Below are 20,218 nucleotides of genomic sequence, written 5' to 3' on the forward strand. Positions count from 1 at the left end.
AATGTCCTGACGGCAATCTACCGGAGCGGGCCGCACCTGGGAAATACCGATTGCCGAGGGGATCATAAGTAGAATGAATACCTTGGAATTCTCCCGGAGCCTGCCATGGACCTGCGCGCCATGCGCTATTTCATCGCCATCGTCGACCAGGGCAGCCTGACGCGGGCAGCCGAAGTGGTCTGCGTGGCGCAGCCCGCACTCAGCCAGCAGCTGGCGGCACTGGAAAAAGAGCTGGGCGTGCCGCTGGTCCACCGCGGCGCCAAAGGTGTCAAACCCACGGAAGCCGGCCGCACGCTCTATCGCCACGCCCGCAATATCCTGCGGCAGGTGGAGATCGCAGGCGCCGAGGCCCGGGTGGCCGGCACGGATGTTACCGGCATGGTTGCCATCGGCCTGCCCACCACGGCGGCAGCGGCATTCGGCATGCCGCTGATCCGCGCGGTGCGCGCCCGCTATCCGCAAATCCGGCTGCAGCTGTTCGAGAGCATGAGCGGTTATATCTCGGAGCTGCTGGACCACAACCGGCTGGACTTCGCCATCCTGTTCCGCGATGTGCCGTCGCGCGCGGTGGAACTGGAGCGGCTGGCGAGCGAATCGCTATACCTGGTCGGGACGCCTCCCGTGACGCGCGGGCGCGCAACGGCGCAAGCGAAGTCCCGGGTGCAGGCCGGTGCGGAAGGCGCCACGGTCGCGATCAAGGCACTGGGCGAGCTGCCACTCGTGCTGCCAAGCGGCTCGCAGGGCCTGCGCGAAGTGGTCGAGCTTGCCTTCGCGCAGGCCGGCGTGTCGCTGAACGTGGTGGCCGACCTGGATTCGCTGCCCTTCCTGCTGGCGACCGCGCGCGAGGGCCTGGCGTGCACCATCCTGCCCGCGTCGTCGCTGTCCGACGCGGACAGCGAAGTGCCGCGGCACCTGATCGTGCCGGAACTGCGCCGCACGCTGTCGCTGTGCTGGCCACGCGCGCTGCCGCGCACCAGCGCGGCCGAGGCCGTGGCGGAGGTGCTGCGTGAACTGGTGGCCGAGCGCATTGCGGCAGGCGGGTCGCTCAAGCCGCTCATTCCGCCGCCTGCGGCCGATCAATAAAACTTATGCCCGTAGTCGGCGATTGAATTTCACGCCGGCGCGGCAGTCGGCTAGAGTTGCCACCAGCCTGGGCCGGCATTCACGGCCCCGCAATTCCAGGAGACACCATGCAACGCACCCGCCGCGCCCTGGCAGCCGCCGCTGCCCTGGCCGCCTGCCTGCCGCTGTTCAGCGCCAGGGCCCTCGCCGCCGCCCCCTATCCGACCAGGCCCATCCAGATGATCGTGCCGCAGGCGCCGGGCGGCACCAACGACATCGTCGCGCGCCTGGTCGCCGCGACCCTGTCGCAACGGCTCGGCCAGCAGGTGGTGGTGGAAAACCGCCCGGGCGCCGGCGGCAATATCGGCACCCAGGCAGCGGCCCGCGCCACGCCGGACGGCTACACGCTGCTGATGACCATCAGCAGCACGCAGGCCATCAACCCGTCGCTGTACCGCAGCATCCCGTTCGACCCGGTCAAGGATTTCGAGCCGATCGCCCCGGTGGCAAGCGTGCCGAACGTGCTGGTGGCCAATCCCGCCTTCCCCGCCAAGTCGCTGCCCGAACTGATCGCGATGGCCAAGGCCAAGCCGGACTACTACCGCTATGCCTCCGCCGGCAATGGCACGCTGAACCACCTGCTGGGCGAGATGCTCAACAGCATGGCCGGCATCAAGCTCGAACACGTGCCCTACAAGGGCGTCGCGCCGGCGCTGAACGATGTGCTGGGCAACCAGGTGCCGCTGGCCTTCGCCAGCCTGCCGTCGGTGCTGGCCCATATCAAGGCGGGCAAGGTGCGCGCGCTCGGCGTCAGCTCCGCCAAGCGCTCGCCGTTCGCGCCGGACATTCCCGCGATCAACGAAACCGTGCCCGGGTATAGCGGCGACCTCTGGGTCGGCCTGTTCGCGGTAAAGAATACGCCGAAGGACGTGACCCAAAAGCTCGGCCAGGCCATGCAGGAGATCCTGGCGGACAAGACCCTGCGCGACAAGCTGGCGGCACAGGGCGCCGAAGTGATGACGGGCACGCCGCAGCAGTTCAGCAAGATGCTGGCGTCCGACATGGACAAGTGGGCCCGCATCGTGAAGGCATCGGGCGCGCAGGTGGACTAAGCGCAAAACGGACACCCAGGCGGCACGCCAGCGGGCATGCCGCCACTCCCGCACACCCCCAACCCTATCGGGCAACGAGCGCCGCCAGCTCCAGCACCCACCGGTCGCGACATTATCGCGACAAGACCCCTTCCAGCAGCTTTCCTCAAGAGGTAGTTCCTGCCTTCGGCTAATCGTCGGGCCAGACAGCCCCACGACGGCGAACCATCAGGGCCATCCCTCTTGGTGTTTCCCCTAACTCAAAATGCCTTGGCGAAGCCTGCGGGAGTGCGCTACATTTGCATCAAATAAATCTTTTATTTGATTATTTATTTGATGCGCGCGATACGTCACGCGCCACCAGGAGACAGCGCCCCCCGATGAGTTTCCAAAACCACGCCTTCTAGCGACGGCGGTGATAGGTCGCGATTTCACGCGTAGCGATCTCGTAGACCTTCTCCAGTTGTTCCAGCTGTCCGGCCGCCCTCAGCGCGCCGGGCTTAGGGCCGAATTCGCCTTGCGCGGTCTCGAGCAGTGTCTCGCGCCGCAAGCGGGCAAATTCGTCGCACACCCTTATGCCTTCGTCAGTGGCGAAGTAGTAAATGCCCGTGCGTGCGCTGCCGTATTTGTCGACCAGTTCGGCCTTGAGCAGCTTGCGCAACTCATATTGCATGTTGGGCACGTCCTGGCGGTTGGTCATGTGCAGCAGGTCCTTGATGGTCTTGGGCCGCTCATGCATCCGGATGATGTGCAGCAGGGTATTTTCCTGCCCGCTCAGCGTAATCCCGGTCACGGCCGCCAGGCATTCGGACTGCCACCGCAGGAACGACTGATAAACCCGCATGACGGCGTATTCGAGGTCGGTGATCTCGACGCTGAAATCATCCGTCGCCAGGTGCCAGCGATGTTGTTCGGCAGTACGGTCGATTTTCGCGGATGGCGTGGAGTTACTCGAGGTCTTGGGCATTGTCAGCTCGACGCACGTTGCGTGCGTGGGTTTTTCAGGGCAGTACGGGCGCCGCATTATCCGCGTGCGGCGCATGCTAGGGATTCTACTTGGCCGGGAGATACGCATGAGAAAAATTCTGAACACGAAGGACTTTGTACTGGGCACGTTTGCGACCAATTGCTCGGGTGGCATGTCGGTGACCAAGATCGGCGAGCGCTGGGACAACTCGTGGGAAAACAACGCGAAGCTGGCCCGGATGCTGGACGATGCCGGCATCGACTTCATGCTGCCGATCGCGCGCTGGATCGGCTACGGCGGCGAGACCGACTTCCACGGCTCGGTGCTGGAAACGATCACGTGGGCGGCCGGGTTGCTGGCGCAGACCAAGAACCTGACCGTATTCGCCACCATCCACACCGCGGCCAACCACCCGGCGGTGGTGGCCAAGCAGATCGCGACGCTGGACCAGATCGGCCAGGGCCGCGCGGGCCTGAACATCGTGGCGGGCTGGAACCGCCCCGAGTACGAAGCCCTGGGCCTGCCGCTGGCCGCCGGCCACGACAAGCGCTACAGCTATGCGCAGGAGTGGTTCGACGTCATCAAGCAGATCTGGGAGCGCGACGGCGCCTTCAACTATGACGGCGAGAACTTCCACCTGAAGGGCATCTACGGCCTGCCCAAGCCGTGGCACGGCGAGCGCCCGCCGATCCTGAACGCCGCCGGCTCCGGCGAAGGCCGCGACTTCGCCATCCAGAACGCCAACTTCCTGTTCACGCCGGCGATCGACCTGGCGCGTTCCAAAGTGGAAGTGGCCGAGCTGAAAGCCAAGGCCCGTGCGGCGGACAAGCCGGTGCAAGTGCTGACCTTCTCGCACGTGGTGTGCCGCCCGACCGAGCAGGAAGCGCGCGACTACCTGCGCCACTTTGCGCAGGACAACGCCGACTGGGCCGCGGTGGACAACCTGGTGGCGCTGCAGTTCGCCAACGCGCAGTCGTTCCCGCACGACCTGCTGGCGCTGATCCGCGACCGCATGGCGGCGGGCCACGGCGGCTTCCCGCTGGTGGGCACGCCCGAGCAAGTGGCCGATGGCATCTGCGCGCTGGCCGAAGCCGGCTTCAAGGGCACCACGCTGTCGTTCGTCGACTACGTGAAGGAGTTCCCGTACTTCCGCGACACGGTGCTGCCGATCCTGGAGGCACGCGGCCTGCGCCAGCCCGGAGGGTCGAAAAATGGCGGCCAGTAAGCACGACCGGCTGGCGGCGCTGCAGCAACAGTTCAAGCAGGCAATGCGCGGCTTCGCCGGCGCGGTGACCGTGGTGACGGTGGCCGAAGGCGAAGAGCGCAGCGGCTTCACCGCAACCTCGGTGTCGTCGTTCTCGGCCGAGCCGCCGATGGTGGTGGCGTCGATGAAGGCGAGGAGTTCTTCGGCCGGGCTGCTGCAGAGCACGCGGCGCTTCGGCGTGAACCTGCTGCGCGTGGAGCAGCAGGCGATCGCGCAGCGCTTCACCGGCTTTGGCGGCGAGGCCGGCGCCGCGCGCTACGGCAGCGACGCCTGGACCCAGCTGACCGCAGACGGCGCCCCCGTGCTGGCCGATGCCGTGGTGGCAATGGATTGCGAGGCCGAGGAACTGCTGGAGCGCCACGGGCACATCCTGATCATCGGGCGCGTGCGGGCGGTCCATGTGTCCGAACAGGCCCCGGCGCCGCTGCTCTACTGGCAGGGACGGTACACGCGGCTGGCGCACGCTTCGGCCTGATACGGCGTACACAACAAGGAAACCCCATGAGCAACACCGTGCAACAGCTTGCCGCGGACCTTTCCGGCGGCAAGGCAAGGATCATCGACCTGACGCAGACCCTGTCGCCGGACTTCCCCGCGCTGGTGCTACCCCCCGAGTTCGGGCAGGTGTGGGCGTTCAAGATGGAACGCATCAGCCAATATGACGACAAGGGACCGGGCTGGTACTGGAACAACTTCTCCTGCGGCGAGCATACCGGCACGCATTTCGACGCGCCGGTGCACTGGATCTCGGGCAAGGACCACGCCAACAACACCGTGGACACCATCGACCCGGCCAACTTCATCGCCCCCGCGGTAGTGGTCGATGCCAGCGCCGAAGTGGCGGAGAACCCCGACTGGGTGCTGACGGTGGCGCACCTGCAGCGCTGGGAAGCCGACCACAGCCGCATTCCCGCCGGCGCCTGGGTGCTGCTGCGCACCGACTGGAGCAAGAAGACGGATCCGGCGGAGTTCCTGGGGTTGCGCGACGACGGCGCTCACACGCCTGGGCCAACGCAAGAAGCCGTCGAGTGGCTGATCCATGAACGCAATGTCCACGGCTTCGGCGTTGAAACCATCAACACCGATGCCGGCCAGTCCTACGCCTGGCCGCTGCCCTACCCGTGCCACACGCTGATGCACGGCGCGAACAAGTACGGCCTGCAATGCCTGAAGAACCTGGACCAGCTTCCGCCCACCGGCACGCTGATCGTGGCGGCACCGCTGAAGATCCAGAACGGGTCGGGCAGTCCGTTGCGGGTACTGGCGATCGCGGCCACCTGACAGAGCCGCAGACGTCCACAAGAAATGAGAAAGGAAGGGAGACAATGAAACACCAACGCAGGATCCTGCTGGCCGCCGTGGCGGCCGCCGGCAGCCTCGCCTCCGGCGCCGCGCAGGCCCAGAGCACCGTGCAGCTCTATGGCACGATTGACGCCTTTGCCGGCTCCGTGCGTGCCAGTGGCGATGCCCACAGCACCGCGGTCGTCGACAGTTCCGGCCTGACCACCTCCTACTGGGGCATTGGCGGGCAGGAAGCACTCGGCAACGGCCTGAACGCCGAGTTCACGCTGGAGAGCTTTTTCCGTACCGACAACGGCAAGGTCGGCCGCTTCGACGGCGACGTCATATTCGGGCGCAATGCCTATGTTGGCCTGAACGGAGGCTTCGGCGCGATCAAGCTCGGCCGCAACACCACGCCGTGGTTCGTGTCGATGTTGCTGTTCAACCCGCTGGCGGATTCGGCCGTGTTCTCGCCGATGTTCCTGCATGCCTACACCACGCCGCCGGGCGCGCCGGTCGGCAACTCGGTCGCAGGTGACACCGCCTGGGACAACTCGGTGCTGTACCAGAGCCCCGGTTTCGGCGGGCTGCGCTTCAATGCGATCTACGCCACCGGCGAGAGCACCGGACACCAGGGCAAGCAGAACTACGGCGGCAATGCCACCTACTTCAACGGCAACTTTGGCGCCACGCTGGCGGTGCAGCGCGTGGGGGTCAATGCGCCGGAATTCGCGGCCAGCGGCGCCAGCTACCAGATGGCCTACCTGGCGGGCCTGTCCTACGACTTCAAGGTGGTCAAGCTGTTCGGCCAGTACGCGCGGTCGGACAACAGCTTCAGCACGCTGAGCCGGCAACGCAACCGCACCATGCAGGTGGGCGCGAGCGCCCCGCTGGGGCCGGGCTCGCTGATGGCAACGTGGGTGCGTACCTGGCAGGGCGGCAACGAGACGCTGGGCTCGGCCCGCCGCGACACCACCACGCTGGCCTACGACTACCCGTTCTCCAAGCGCACCGACCTTTACGCCGCCTGGCGCTATGACAAGGTGACCGACCTGAATCCGGGCAACACCTTCGGGCTGGGCCTGCGCCACAAGTTCTAGTGGCAGCCTCGGCGCCTCCAGTCGAGGCGCCGACCAGATTTCCTTCGTCGCTCCAAAAAAATATTTCCACAATCATATGTTTATGCCTAAACTATGTGGAACGACAACAAACGCGTGGCGACGATCGCGCGAAACAGGTTCCCTGGCGGCCTCTCCGGTTCCCTATCCGCCACCCATCAGGAGACAGACAATGACCCCAGCTGGCACCATTCAGCCCTGGCACCCCGCTTCTCGCGCGACCTATACCGTACTTTTCGTATGCTTCCTTGCGATTCTCTTTGAAGGCTATGACGTCGGCGTCATGGGAGCGGTATTGCCCGCACTCGCCGACGACCGCAACTGGAACCTGACGCCGCTGGAACTCGGTGCCCTCAGCAGCTATGCCCTGGTCGGCATGTTCTTTGGCGCCTTCCTGATCGGCACGCTGAGCGAGATGATCGGGCGCCGCCGCATGCTGCTGCTCTGTGTTTCCCTGTTCTCGCTGACCATGCTGGGCGCGTCCTATGCGCCGACGCCGGCCATCTTCGGCGTCTTGCGCTTCATCGGCGGGCTCGGCCTTGGTGGCGTCATTCCCGTAGCCGCCGCCTTGACCATCGAGTACTCGCCGCCGCACCGCCGCAGCTTCAACTATGGGCTGATGTACTCGGGGTATTCCGTGGGCATCCTTTGCGCCGCACTCATTGCGATGTGGCTGTTGCCCAGCCTTGGCTGGCGTGGCGTGATTGGCCTGGGTGCCGTGCCGATGGTGTTGATACCCCTGATGGCGTGGATGCTGCCCGAATCGCTGGAGTACCTGGTGGGGCAAGGGCGAATCGATGAAGCGCAGGCATTGGCCGATCGCACCGGTCATGGCCGGCTGCCGTCACAAGTCCGGCCCGCCAGCAGCGCCGCCCGCGCCACCTGGCGCGACGTGATGTCGAGCATGTTCGCCCGCAAGCAGCTGCGCGCGACGGCGTGCTTCTGGATCGCACTGTTCTTCGGCTTGCTGCTGGTTTATGGCCTCAATACGTGGCTGCCGACCATCATGCGCAAGAATGGCTACGACCTCGGCTCCAGCCTTTCCTTCCTGGTTATCTTCAGCCTCGCTTCCGCGGTGGGCGGCCTGTTCCTGGGCAGCGCGGCCGACAAGATGGGTGCGCGTGGCACCGTCGCGGTCTTCTACCTGATCGGCGCTCTCGCCATCGGCGCGCTGATGTTCCGCAACTCCGTTGTCGTCAACTACCTGCTGGTCGCGCTGGCTGGCGTTGGCAGCGTCTCGGCATCCCTGATCCTTACAGGCTATCTGGCCGGCTACTACCCGGCACACGCACGGGCCGCGGCAACAGGATGGGCCCTGAGCTTCGCGCGAATCGGCGCCATGAGCGGCCCGCTCGTCGGCGGTTACGTGGCCGGCTCAGGCCTGAGTTTCGGCTGGAACTTCATCACGTTCTCCATTGCGGGCCTTGTCGCTGCACTGGCTGTGGCGCTGCTGCCATCGGCACGGCAACCAGTCGTGGCCCGCGCCGTCCAGCAAAGCAACGCATAAAGCGCCTGAAAAGGGAATTCGGCTTCCACGGAAGCCGTCCACGTGACCTCGAGTTCCGCGCATATATATGATTATGCAAATATTTATGTTCAAACTATATTCATCTCGCCACAACGTGGGCGTCAGGAAGAGAAGCCATGGCTGAGCGTTCGTTTGCCGAAGAAGTCAAGAAGTTGCGCCTGGGTTCCGGCGAGGTATTCAGCGGCGAGGGCATCCTCGCGGTCACCAAGGCGCTGCTGGAGTCCGGTGTCGCCTACGTCGCCGGCTACCAGGGCTCGCCGATCTCGCACCTGATGGACGTGCTGGCCGATGCGCAGGACATCCTTGCCGAGCATGGCATCCGCTTCGAGAACAGCGCGAGTGAAGCCACCGCGGCCGCGTCGCTGGCCGCCTCGGTCAACTACCCGCTGCGCGGCGCGGTCACGTTCAAGGCCACCGTGGGCACCAACGTGGCCTCGGACGCGCTGGCCAACCTGGCATCGGGCGGGGTCACCGGCGGCACGCTGATCATCGTCGGCGAAGACTACGGCGAAGGTTCCTCGATCATGCAGGAGCGCAGCCACGCGTTCGCGATGAAGTCGCAGATGTGGCTGCTCGATCCGCGCCCCAACCTGCCGTGCATCGTGCAGGCGGTGAAGGACGGTTTTGACTTGTCCGAGGCGTCCAATACTCCGGTGATGCTGCAGTTGCGTGTGCGCTCGTGCCACGTGCACGGCCAGTTCGTCGCTTCCGAGAACCGCCGCTCGAAGTTCTCCATCCAGGACGCGCTCGAGAACCCCACGCGCGACCTCAGCCGCATCGTGCTGCCCCCGGCGAGCTTCGTGCACGAGCACGAGAAGATCAAGCAGCGCTGGCCCGCCGCCGTGAAGTTCATCGAGGAACGCCAGCTCAATGAGTTCTTCCAGGGCGAGATGGATGACATCGGCATCGCCGTGCAGGGCGGCAGCTACAACACGCTGGTCCGCGCACTGGAGCAGCTCGGCCTGGCCGATGTGTTCGGCGAGTCGAAGATCCCGCTGTACGTGATGAACGTGGCCTACCCGCTGATCGATTCGGAGTGGGAACGCTTCTGCGCGGGCAAGCGCGCCGTGCTGGTGCTGGAAGAAGGCCAGCCCAACTTTATCGAGCAGAACGCCGCCAACATCCTGCGCATGGCCGGCACCACCGCGACGCTGCATGGCAAGGACCTGCTGCCGCTGGCCGGCGAGTACAACACCGCGACCGTGCTCAAGGGCTTGCGCGCCTTCCTGGAGCAGTACGGCAAGCTTGAACCGCTGCCTGAGCCGAAGCCGGCACGCAAGGTGATCCCGCTGGTGCAGGCGCCGGCCGCCACCGTCGACGCCGTGGCTGCCGAGGTGCTGGAACCGCAGAAGCTGGTCGACGAGAGCGTGCATGCGCGCCCGCCCGGTTTCTGCACCGGCTGCCCGGAGCGCCCGATCTTCACCGCGATGAAGCTGGTCGAGCGCGAGATCGGCGAGCACCACGTCAGCGCCGACATCGGCTGCCACCTGTTCTCGATCCTGCCGCCGTTCAACCTCGGCAACACCACCATGGGCTACGGCCTGGGCGGCGCCAGCGCTGCGGCGCTGAACGCGCCCGGCGGCAAGCGCGCCATCTCCGTGATGGGCGATGGCGGCTTCTGGCACAACGGCCTGACCAGCGGCATCGCCAACGCGGTCTTCAACAAGAGCGATAACCTGACCATCGTGGTCGACAACAGCTACACGTCGGCCACCGGCGGGCAGGACATCCTGTCCTCGACCGCGCTGAACGACACCCGTAGCACCGGCCACGCCATCGAGGACGCGGTCAAGGGCGTGGGCGTCAAGTGGGTACGCACCATCCGCCGCACCTATGACCTGAAGGCGATGAAGGCCACCCTCAAGGAAGCGCTGACCACCGGCGCCAAGGGTCCGAAGGTGCTGATCGCGCAGAGCGAATGCATGCTGAACAAGCAGCGCCGCGAGAAGCCGAAGACGCGCAAGGCGATCGCAGACGGCCAGCGCGTGGTACGCGAGCGCTTTGGCGTGGATTCAGACACCTGCACCGGCGATCACTCGTGCATCCGGCTGTCCGGCTGCCCTTCGCTGACGATCAAGCCCAACCCGGACCCGCTGCGCACCGATCCGGTCGCCTCCGTGCTGGACAGCTGCGTGGGCTGCGGCCTGTGCGGCGAGGTGTCGCACGCTGCGGTCCTTTGCCCGTCGTTCTACCGCGCGCAGATCGTCACCAACCCGACCCGCATCGACAAGCTGCGCCAGCGCCTGCGCGACGCCGTGATCGGCTTCCTGCAGCGCCGCGATGCCGCGCGCCGCACCCGCCTTGCATTCTGAACACCAAGTTTCGAGAGGTTCAATCGTGAACGCACCCAACAACCTCAGCGCCAAGCCGATCAAGGTCGCCATCCTCGCCATGGGTGGCGAGGGCGGCGGCGTGCTGGCCGACTGGATCGTGGATCTGGGCGAGCACAACGGCTATATCGCGCAAACCACGTCGGTGCCCGGCGTGGCGCAGCGCACCGGCGCTACCATCTACTACGTCGAGTTGTTCCCGCGCGACCTGGCCGAGCAGGCCGGCCGCCAGCCGGTGCTGGCGCTGATGCCCACCCCTGGCGATGTCGATGTGGTACTCGCCTCCGAACTGATGGAAGCCGGCCGCGCCGTGCAGCGCGGGCTGGTGACGCCGGAGCGCACCACGCTGGTGTGTTCCACCCACCGCGTGTACTCCATCGCCGAGAAATCCGCGATGGGCGATGGCCGCGTCGACAGCAACGAGCTGATCGCCCACGCCGGCAAGGCCGCCAAACGCTTTGTGCGCTTCGACATGGCGCAGGCCGCCGAAGCCAGCGGCAGCGTCATCAGCGCCGTGCTGTTCGGCGCGCTGGCCGGCACCGGCGTGCTGCCGTTCAGCCGCGCGCAGTTCGAAGCCACCATCGAGCGCGGCGGCGTGGGCGTGAAGCCCAGCCTGCGCGCCTTCGGCGCGGCCTTCGCCACGGCCGAGGCCGCCGAGACGCCCGCCGCGGAAGCCGCAAAGCCGCTGGGCGAACTCAAGCCGCAGGATCCCAGGGTTGCGCAGTTGCTGCATCGCGCCCGCACCGAACAACCGGCCGAAAACTGGCCCGTCGTGGTCGAAGGCGTGCGCCGCATGATCGACTACCAGGACGTGGCCTATGCCGGCCTGTATCTGGATCGGCTGGCCGCCGTGCGCCAGGCCGTCGGCAAGGACGACAGCGCCCTGCTGCGCGAAACCGCGCGCCACCTGGCGCTGTGGATGTCGTACGAGGACACCATTCGCGTGGCCGACCTCAAGACCCGCGACTCGCGCTTCGCGCGGGTGCGGGGCGAGGTGCGCGCCGGCGACAAGCAATTGCTGGCGATCAACGAGTTCATGCACCCGCGCCTGGAAGAAATCTGCGAGACCTTGCCGGCCGGAATCGGCCGCTGGCTGATGCAGCCGCATTTCGTGCACCGCCTGGTGCGCCACTTCACCACCTCCGGCCGCGTGGTCACCACCAGTTCGTTGCGCGGCTACCTGATGCTGTGGGCGGTGTCGCGCCTGCGCGGCATCCGCCGCAGCACGCTGCGCTATGCGCTGGAAACCGAGCGCATCGAGGGCTGGCTGGCCCAGGTACTGGCCGCCGCGCGCCTCAATCCGGCGCTGGCGCTGGAAGTGGTGCAGTGCCAGCGGCTGGTGAAAGGCTACAGCGACACCCATGTGCGCGGCCTGACCAACTACCAGACCCTGATGAACGCCGTGATGCGGGCCGGCGCCCGCCTGGCCCCGGCCACGCTGCGCGAGTTGCGCGAGGCCGCGCTGGCCGACGAGCACGGCAAGAAGCTGAAGGAAGCCCTCGCCCGCCACGCGCTGGCGTGACCCACACGGGCCAACCCCTAGCAGGAACCGCAGACCATGAGCACTACGCATACCTTCCGGCGCCAGCACAAGATCCATTTCTCGGAATGCGATCCGGCCGGCATCGTCTTCTACCCGCAGTACTTCGTGCTGTTCAACGACCTCATCGAACGCTGGGTCGACTGCCTGTTGCCGGCTGGCTATCACGGCGTGATCGGCGCACGCCGGCTGGGCATGCCGACCGTGCACCTGGAGGTGGACTTCAAGGCGATCAGCCGCTTTGGCGACCAGGTCTGGCTCGAGCTGGAAGTGGTGCGGGTCGGCGGCAAGTCGATCACGCTGAACTGGCGCTGCACGGGCGCAGACGGCGAGCTGCGCATGTCGGCCACGCAGACCATCGTGATGACTTCGCTGGACACGCACCTGGCGCTCCCGGTGCCCGATGACCTGCGGGGCGCCATCGAACACGGTCCTGCCCCCGCAGACCAGCCTTATCCCGAAATCACCGTCTGAATGCCGACGGACCCGCAGCGCGGGTTCCAAGGGCTCCGGTAGTAACCTGATTGGAAGCAGCCATGAACATTGTATGTATCGGCGGTGGCCCCGCCGGCCTGTATTTCGGCCTGTTGATGAAACTCCAGGATCCCGCCAACAAGGTCGTGGTGGTCGAGCGCAACCGTCCCTATGACACCTTCGGCTGGGGCGTGGTGTTCTCCGACGCCACCATGGACAACCTGCGCGAGGCCGACCCGGTCTCGGCCGAGACCATCGGCGATGCGTTCAACCGCTGGGACGATGTCGAAGTCCACCTCAAGGGCCGCGCGGTGCGCAGCGGCGGCCACGGCTTTATCGGCATCGGCCGCAAGAAGCTGCTGAACATCCTGCAGGCGCGCTGCGAGGAAGTCGGTGTGGAACTGGTGTTCGAGAACTACGTCGAGGACGACCAGGCCATCGCGCGCAAGTACAACGCCGACCTGGTGCTGGCTTCCGACGGCCTCAACAGCGTGGTGCGCAAGCGCTATGCCGACACCTTCCGCCCCGACATCGACACGCGCAACTGCCGCTTTGTCTGGCTGGGCACGAAGAAGGTGTTCGACGCCTTCAACTTTATCTTCGTGCCGACCGAGCATGGCTGGTTCCAGGCACATGCCTACCGTTTCGAAGACGGCACCTCGACCTTCATCGTCGAGACCCCGGAAGAAACCTGGAAGGCCGCCGGCATCGACCAGATGAGCCAGGAAGAAGGCATCGCCTACTGCGAGAAGCTGTTCGCCCCGTACCTGGACGGCAACCCGCTGATCAGCAACGCCGGCCACCTGCGCGGCTCGGCGATCTGGATCCAGTTCCCGCGCGTGATCTGCGAGAAGTGGGTGCACTGGAACACCCTGGCCGGCGACAGCGGCGTGGAGAAGAAGGTGCCCGTGGTGCTGATGGGCGATGCCGCCCACACCGCGCACTTCTCGATCGGCTCCGGCACCAAGCTGGCGCTGGAAGATGCCATCGAGCTGGCGCGCACCCTGCGCAACATCGACGGCTCGCTGGAAGATGCGCTGAAGCACTACGAAGCCGTGCGCTCGGTGGAAGTGCTCAAGATCCAGAACGCCGCGCGCAACTCCACCGAATGGTTCGAGAACGTCAAGCGCTATGAAGACCTGGAGCCCGAGCAGTTTGCCTATTCGCTGTTGACCCGCTCGCAGCGCATTTCGCACGAGAACCTGCGCGTGCGCGACAAGGCCTGGCTGGAAGGCTACGAATCGTGGCTGGCCGAACGTGCCGGCACGGAGGCCGCCGCCGTACCGCCGCTGCTGACGCCGTACACCGTGCGCGGCGTGGAGTTGAAGAACCGCGTAGTGGTGTCGCCCACCGCCATGTATTCCTGCCAGGACGGCGTGCCGGGCAACTTCCACATGGTGCACCTTGGCAGCCGGGCACTGGGTGGCGCCGGCCTCGTGATGGTGGAAATGACGGCAGTGTCGCCGGACGGCCGCATCACGCCGGGCTGCCCGGGCCTGTGGAGCGACCAGCAGGCGGCGGCGTTTGCCGGCATCGTCGGTTTCGTGCACGAGCACACCAGCGCGCGCATCGGCGTGCAGATTGGCCACGCCGGCCGCCGCGGCTCGACCCAGCTCGGCTGGGAGCAGATGGATCACCCGTTGGCCGAGGGCAACTGGTCGCTGATCGCGGCCTCCGCCCTGCCGTACCTGCCGGGCGTTTCGCAGACACCGCGCGCCATGACCCGCGCAGACATGGACCGCGTACGCGATGACTTTGTCGCCGCCACCCGGCGCGCGGCGGCTGCCGGCTTCGACTGGCTGGAGCTGCAGGCGGGCCATGGCTACCTGCTGTCGGGCTTTATCTCGCCGGTGACCAACCAGCGCACCGACGAATATGGCGGCGCGCTGGAAAGCCGCATGGCCTTCCCGCTGGAAGTGCTGCGCGCGGTGCGTGCGGCATGGCCGCAGGACAAGCCGGTGTCGGTGCGTATTTCTGCCACTGACTGGGTCGAGGGCGGCAACAGCGCCGACGACGCGGTGGCCATGGCACGCCTGTTCAAGGAAGCCGGTGCGGACGTGATCGACTGCTCTTCGGGGGAGGTCAGCCCCGAGCAGAAGCCGGTGTACGGACGCATGTTCCAGACCCCCTTCGCCGATCGCGTGCGCAACGAGGCGGGCGTGCCGACGATCGCCGTCGGCGCCATTACCGAAGCCGACCAGGTCAACGGAATCATCGCGTCGGGCCGTGCCGATCTGTGCGCCATCTCTCGCCCGCATCTGGCCGACCCGTCCTGGTTGCTGCGCGAAACCGCGAAGCTTGGCTACCGCCGCGTCGAATGGCCGAAGCAGTACCTGCTGGCCAAGGACCAGCTTGAGCGCAACCTCGGGCGCGCGGCCGCGGGGGCCTGATGGCTTCCCTATGAACTCACCAGAGAGGAAGACGATGTCGAATACCTCGTATGACACCTACCGCGAAAACGTAGCCGGCCGCGCCGATGTGGAAGACACGCCCGAGCTGGTTTCTTACTACAAGGAGCTCGATGCGCTCAAGACCGGCGCGCTCTGGACCGTGGCCAACAAGATCGAGCCGTGGCAGCCGAAGTCCGAATCGGTGCCGGTGCTGTGGCGCTACCGCGACCTGCGTGACCACGTGCTGCGCTCGGTCGACCTGGTGACGCCGGAGAAAGCCGGCCGCCGCGTGATCTACCTGAACAACCCGGGCCGCCAGGACGTTTCGGCGGCGGTGGGCTGGCTCTACTCGGGCCTGCAGGTGATGCATCCCGGCGAGGCCGCCTCGGCACACGCGCACTCGTCGTCGGCGCTGCGCTTCATCATGGAAGGCAGCGGCGCCTACACCATCGTCGACGGCCACAAGATGACACTGAACGCCAACGACTTCGTGCTCACGCCCAACGGCACCTGGCACGAGCATGGCGTGGCGGCCGAAGGCACCACCTGTATCTGGCAGGACGGGCTGGACATCCCGCTGGTCAATGCGATGGAAGCCGGCTTCTACGCCGTGCACCCGGATCTGCAGCAGGCCGTGACGCACCCGGTCGACGACATGCCGGCGATCTGGGGCGGCAAGGGCCTGCGCCCGCATGAGGGCAACTGGAGCAAGCCGTATTCGCCGCTCTACAAGTACGAATGGGCCCCGACCTGCGAGGCGCTGGTGCGCCACAGCAAGGTCACCGACGGCAGCCCGTTCGACGGCGTGCTGATGCACTACGTCAACCCGGTCACCGGCGGCCCGGTGATGCCGACCATCGGCGCCAGCATGCAGCTGCTGCGTCCGGGCGAAGCCACCAAGGCCCACCGCCACACGGGCAGCTTTGTCTACCAGGTAGCCAAGGGCAGTGGCTACTCGGTCATCAACGGCCAGCGCTTCGACTGGACCGAGCGCGACATCTTCTGCGTGCCGTCGTGGGCCTTCCATGAGCACGCAAACGCGTCGGCCAGCGATGACGCCGTGCTGTTCTGCTTCAACGACCTGCCGGTAATGCATTCGCTCGGGCTTTACCGCGAGCAAGCGCTGGCGGAGAACGGCGGGCATCAGGTGGTCCTTTGAACCTCAGCAGTACCTATTTTCCAAATTGTGCAGCCGCACCGATTGCGGCCTTTTCCGGAGTTATCAAACCATGCGTCTCGTAACCTATCGCGCTGAAGTCGCTGCCGCCGCCCGCCTGGGTGCCATCGTCGACGGCAATGTCGTTGACCTCGCCCGCTTCGGCGCCGCCGTCGGCGTGAGCATTCCCTCCACCATGCTCGAGTTCATCGACCTGGGCCCCGAGGCAGTCCGCTCGACCAGCGCGCTGCTGGACGAATACCGCGGCAAGCTGCCGTTCGGCGTGGCCGTGCCGGCCTCGAACGTCAAGCTGCTGGCGCCGATCCCGCGCCCACGCAAGAACATCTGGGGCATCGGCCTGAACTACGTCGAGCACGTCGCCGAATCCAGCCGCAGCCTGGACACCTCGAAGGAACTGCCGAAGGAGCCGGTGATCTTCTCCAAGCCGCCCACCACCGTGATCGGCCCGGGCGACGCGATCGAGCACAACAAGGAAATCACGCAGCAGATGGACTGGGAAGTTGAGCTGGCCGTCATCATCGGCACGCGCGGCAAGGGTGTGAAGGAGGCCGACGCGCTCAACTACGTGTTCGGCTACAGCGTGATGATCGACATCTCGGCGCGCGACTGCCGCCGCGCCGGCCAGTGGATCTACTCCAAGGGCCAGGACACCTATGCCCCGTTCGGCCCGGTCATCGTCACCGCCGACGAAATCGCCGACCCGCACACGCTGGACCTGTCGCTGACCGTCAACGGCGTGACCAAGCAGAGCTCCAACACCCGCCACATGCTGTTCAAGGTGCCGGCGCTGATCGCGGACATCAGCAAGGGCATGGCGCTGGAACCCGGCGACATCATCGCCACCGGCACGCCCGACGGCGTGGGCGCGGGCCGAACCCCGCAGGAGTGGCTGTGGCCGGGCGACACCGTGGTAGCCACGGTGGAAGGCATCGGCGAGCTGCGCCACCCGGTGGTAGCTGTCTAAATCCCGTCATCCCCGCGCAAGCGGGGATGACCGCTGCAAGCGAGGCACACATATGCTCAATCTGCCCAAATTCAAGGCTGCGGCCGTCCAGGCGGCTCCGGTCTTCCTCGATGCCGACGCCACGGTCGACAAGGTCTGCCGCCTGATCAAGGAAGCCGCCGACAACGGTGCGAAGCTGGTCGCCTTTCCGGAAGTGTTCGTGGCCGGCTACCCGTACTGGAGCTGGCTGACCAACCCGGTCGACGCCAGCCCCTGGTTCGAGCGGCTGGTCAAGGCTTCCATCGAGATCCCCGGCCCGGAGATCCGCAAGATCGCGCAGGCGGCGCAGGCCAACCACATCAACGTGATCGTCGGCGTGAACGAACGCAGCCGCACCGGCGTCGGCACCCTCTTCAATACGCTGGTGACCATCAGCGACGAAGGCCGCATCCTGGGCCGCCACCGCAAGCTGGTGCCGACCTGGGCCGAGAAGCTGACCTGGGCCAATGGCGACGCCTCGGCGCTGCGCGTGCACCAGACCAGCGTCGGCCCGCTCGGCTCGCTGGCCTGCGGCGAGAACACCAACACGCTGGCGCGCTTCTCGCTGCTGTCGCAGGGCGAGATGATGCACGTGGCCAGCTATATCGCGCTGCCGGTGGCCCCGGCCGACTACGACATGGCCGAGGCCATCAAGGTGCGCGCCGCCGCCCACTGCTTCGAGGGCAAGGTGTTCACCGCGGTGTCGTGCTCGACCGTGTCGGAGGAGATCATCGAGGCCATGAGCCCGCTGAACCCGAAGGCGCGCGAGCTGCTGTCGCGGCGCAACAGCGCCTTCTCCGGCTTCCTCGGGCCGGACGGCCGCGTCATCGGCGAGCCGCTGATCGACGCGGAAGGCATCGTCTACGCCGACATCGACCTGTCCCGCTGCATCCAGCCGCGCCAGATGCACGACATCACCGGCCACTACAACCGCTTCGACATCTTCGACCTGCGCGTCGACCGCCGCCCGCTGCAGCCCGCCCAGTTCCTGGACGGCGCCAGCCAGGCCTTCGACCTCGACGCCGAGGAAGCGGAACTCAACGCATTCGACCTTTTCGAGAGCAAGTAAATGTCTTTCCTGCTGACGCCCCAGAAGCCGCTGCGCATCGGGCAGATCGTGCCTTCCTCCAACACCACCATGGAGACGGAAATCCCCGCCATGTTGCGCGAGCGCGAGAAGGATTTCGCCGAGCGCTTCACCTTCCACTCCAGCCGCATGCGCATGAAGAAGGTGGTGAAGGAAGAGCTGGAGGCGATGGACCGCGACAGCGACCGCTGCGCCATCGAGCTGTCCGACGCACGCGTGGACGTGCTGGGCTACGCCTGCCTGGTGGCCATCATGAGCATGGGCAAGGGCTATCACCGCGTCTCCGAGGCGCGCCTGACGCAGCGCACCGTCGACAACGGCAACCCTGCGCCGGTGGTGACCAGCGCCGGCGCGCTGGTGGACGGCCTGCACGCCATGGGCGCGAAGCGCGTCTCGGTGGTATGCCCGTACATGAAGCCGCTGACGAAGATGGTGGTCGAGTACATCGAGAGCGAAGGCATCGAGGTCAAGGACTACACCGCGCTGGAGATCCCCGACAACCTGCAGGTCGCCGCGCAGGATCCGGCCGACCTGCTGGAGATCTACAAGCGCATCGACACCACCGGCGTCGACGCCATCGTGCTGTCGGCCTGCGTGCAGATGCAGTCGCTGCCGTCGATCCAGAAGGTACAGGACGAATCGGGCATCCCGACGGTGTCGGCGGCGGTGGCCACCACCTGGCAGATGCTGCGCAAGCTGAACCTGCGCGCCGAGGTCGCCGGCTGCGGTGAGCTGCTGAGCGGCAAATACTGAGCGCCATCCCACGCTTTGGTCGCCCCTGCCCGTGCAGGGACGACGTTTCGCACACGCACATGGACGACATTCATTTCTACGAGCCCACGCGCGGCCATGGGCTCAGGCACGATCCGCTGGCAGCCATTGTCGGTCCGCGCCCGATCGGCTGGATTTCGACGGTGGACAAGGCCGGGCGTGCCAACCTGGCACCCTACGCATTCTTCAACGTCTTCAACTACACGCCACCGGTGGTGGCATTCTCCAGCGTCGGCTACAAGGACACCGTGCGCAACGTCGAGAACACCGGCGCCTTTGTCTGGAACCTGGTGACGCGCCCGCTGGCCGAGCGCATGAACGCCACCAGCGCGGGCGTGGCGCCGGAAGTCGATGAGTTTGGCCTGGCTGGCCTGACGCCGGTACCGTCGCGGCTGGTGTCGGCGCCGCGCGTGCAGGAGAGCCCGGTATCGTTCGAGTGCCGCGCTACCAAAGTCATGCAACTGAACCGGGCCGACGGCGCCATGCTCGATACCTGGATGGTGCTGGGCGAGGTGGTCGGCGTGCATATCGACCGGGCCTTCCTGCCGGACGGGGTCTATGACACCGCCGCCGCACGCCCGATCCTGCGCGGCGGCGGTCCGGCTGACTACTATGAGGTCAGCAAATCGACGCTGTTCCAGATGTGCCGGCCGGCCTGAGGCGCGGCCGATCCCTCAGTTGGCAGGGCGGTGCAGGTGGATCAGCAGCTTCAGCGTGGCGCGCAGCTCGTCGGCCTTCTTCTTGCCGAGCGGCGCCAGCACATGGTCCTCGTGGGCCCGGGCCTGTGCGATCAGGGTGGAGGTCAGCTTCTGCCCGCGCGGCGTGATGCGCACCAGCGTGATGCGCCGGTCGGTCCCGTGCGGGATGCGCTTGACGTAACCCTGCGCCTCCATGCGGTCGAGCAGGCGCGTCACCGTGGGCTGCTTGGTCACCGAGATCTGCGCCAGTTCCCCGATGCTGATTGGCTTGCCGCCGGACAGCGTGGACAGGACGCGCCAGTCTGAGATGGTGAAACCATTGGCTTGCACGATCACGTGGAATTCCCCCGAGATCAGCTGGCTGGCCTGGGCCAGCAGGGCCGGGGTGTAGTTGTCGACGAAATCGTCGTCGGCGGTGTCGATGGGCTGGTTCATGCGGTCCGATGGGCGGGAAGCGG

The 20,218-nt window shown here is 66.3% G+C and carries 18 protein-coding genes; 16 read left to right on the forward strand and 2 right to left on the reverse strand.

Features of this window, described 5'->3' with window-relative positions:
* Window positions 1–105 precede the first annotated feature (105 nt).
* Window positions 106–1,083: a LysR substrate-binding domain-containing protein gene (locus AC3WLF_RS11035; protein ID WP_492356051.1), complete on the forward strand. Its 978-nt coding sequence runs from the start codon at window positions 106–108 to the stop codon at window positions 1,081–1,083.
* Between the two features lie 107 nt (window positions 1,084–1,190).
* Complete coding sequence (locus AC3WLF_RS11040) at window positions 1,191–2,174, forward strand: Bug family tripartite tricarboxylate transporter substrate binding protein (RefSeq protein ID WP_492358207.1); 984 nt, start codon at window positions 1,191–1,193, stop codon at window positions 2,172–2,174.
* A 382-nt stretch (window positions 2,175–2,556) separates the two neighbouring features.
* Here AC3WLF_RS11040 and AC3WLF_RS11045 read toward each other — a convergent pair whose 3' ends face one another.
* Window positions 2,557–3,120: a winged helix DNA-binding protein gene (locus tag AC3WLF_RS11045; protein ID WP_492352379.1), complete on the reverse strand. Its 564-nt coding sequence runs from the start codon at window positions 3,118–3,120 to the stop codon at window positions 2,557–2,559.
* Window positions 3,121–3,226: 106 nt separating this feature from the next.
* On the opposite strand from AC3WLF_RS11045, the gene AC3WLF_RS11050 reads away from it, so the two are divergent.
* The 14 genes from AC3WLF_RS11050 to AC3WLF_RS11115 all read left to right on the forward strand — a co-directional run bounded on the left by AC3WLF_RS11050 (window position 3,227) and on the right by AC3WLF_RS11115 (window position 19,721).
* Window positions 3,227–4,345: an LLM class flavin-dependent oxidoreductase gene (locus AC3WLF_RS11050; protein ID WP_153953330.1), complete on the forward strand. Its 1,119-nt coding sequence runs from the start codon at window positions 3,227–3,229 to the stop codon at window positions 4,343–4,345.
* Entirely contained in the window at window positions 4,332–4,859 is a 528-nt protein-coding gene (locus AC3WLF_RS11055; protein ID WP_492358208.1) for a flavin reductase family protein, read from the forward strand. Before AC3WLF_RS11050 ends, AC3WLF_RS11055 begins: the two co-directional genes overlap by 14 nt.
* A 26-nt stretch (window positions 4,860–4,885) precedes the next feature.
* Window positions 4,886–5,665, forward strand: coding sequence for a cyclase family protein (locus tag AC3WLF_RS11060; protein WP_492317251.1), 780 nt, complete (start codon window positions 4,886–4,888; stop codon window positions 5,663–5,665).
* Between the two features lie 44 nt (window positions 5,666–5,709).
* Window positions 5,710–6,765, forward strand: a complete 1,056-nt coding sequence (locus tag AC3WLF_RS11065) for a porin (RefSeq protein ID WP_492358209.1) — start codon at window positions 5,710–5,712, stop codon at window positions 6,763–6,765.
* A 190-nt stretch (window positions 6,766–6,955) separates the two neighbouring features.
* Window positions 6,956–8,290, forward strand: a complete 1,335-nt coding sequence (locus AC3WLF_RS11070) for an MFS transporter (RefSeq protein WP_492358268.1) — start codon at window positions 6,956–6,958, stop codon at window positions 8,288–8,290.
* 137 nt (window positions 8,291–8,427) lie between these two features.
* Window positions 8,428–10,623: a thiamine pyrophosphate-dependent enzyme gene (locus tag AC3WLF_RS11075; RefSeq protein ID WP_492358210.1), complete on the forward strand. Its 2,196-nt coding sequence runs from the start codon at window positions 8,428–8,430 to the stop codon at window positions 10,621–10,623.
* 79 nt (window positions 10,624–10,702) lie between these two features.
* Window positions 10,703–12,163, forward strand: coding sequence for an indolepyruvate oxidoreductase subunit beta family protein (locus tag AC3WLF_RS11080; protein ID WP_492358269.1), 1,461 nt, complete (start codon window positions 10,703–10,705; stop codon window positions 12,161–12,163).
* Between the two features lie 36 nt (window positions 12,164–12,199).
* Window positions 12,200–12,655 (forward strand): acyl-CoA thioesterase, encoded by a 456-nt coding sequence (locus tag AC3WLF_RS11085; protein ID WP_492317247.1) that lies wholly within the window; start codon window positions 12,200–12,202, stop codon window positions 12,653–12,655.
* A gap of 62 nt (window positions 12,656–12,717) precedes the next feature.
* Window positions 12,718–15,045: a bifunctional salicylyl-CoA 5-hydroxylase/oxidoreductase gene (locus AC3WLF_RS11090; RefSeq protein WP_492317246.1), complete on the forward strand. Its 2,328-nt coding sequence runs from the start codon at window positions 12,718–12,720 to the stop codon at window positions 15,043–15,045.
* Window positions 15,046–15,079: 34 nt separating this feature from the next.
* A complete protein-coding gene (locus AC3WLF_RS11095) occupies window positions 15,080–16,204 on the forward strand; it encodes a cupin domain-containing protein (protein WP_492356056.1) in 1,125 nt (374 codons plus the stop codon).
* Window positions 16,205–16,274: 70 nt separating this feature from the next.
* A complete protein-coding gene (locus AC3WLF_RS11100) occupies window positions 16,275–17,186 on the forward strand; it encodes a fumarylacetoacetate hydrolase family protein (protein ID WP_492317244.1) in 912 nt (303 codons plus the stop codon).
* Between the two features lie 52 nt (window positions 17,187–17,238).
* Window positions 17,239–18,273 carry a carbon-nitrogen hydrolase family protein gene (locus AC3WLF_RS11105; protein WP_492317243.1) on the forward strand — a complete coding sequence of 345 codons (1,035 nt, stop codon included), beginning with the start codon at window positions 17,239–17,241 and terminating at the stop codon, window positions 18,271–18,273.
* Window positions 18,274–19,044, forward strand: coding sequence for a maleate cis-trans isomerase family protein (locus AC3WLF_RS11110; protein ID WP_492352372.1), 771 nt, complete (start codon window positions 18,274–18,276; stop codon window positions 19,042–19,044). It abuts the gene before it with no gap.
* Window positions 19,045–19,103: 59 nt separating this feature from the next.
* Complete coding sequence (locus AC3WLF_RS11115; RefSeq protein ID WP_492358211.1) at window positions 19,104–19,721, forward strand: flavin reductase family protein; 618 nt, start codon at window positions 19,104–19,106, stop codon at window positions 19,719–19,721.
* Window positions 19,722–19,736: 15 nt separating this feature from the next.
* Here AC3WLF_RS11115 and AC3WLF_RS11120 read toward each other — a convergent pair whose 3' ends face one another.
* A complete protein-coding gene (locus tag AC3WLF_RS11120) occupies window positions 19,737–20,195 on the reverse strand; it encodes a MarR family winged helix-turn-helix transcriptional regulator (protein ID WP_492356058.1) in 459 nt (152 codons plus the stop codon).
* Window positions 20,196–20,218: the final 23 nt, after the last annotated feature.

It is taken from the genome of Cupriavidus sp. FW306-01-F10A (assembly GCF_058782785.1).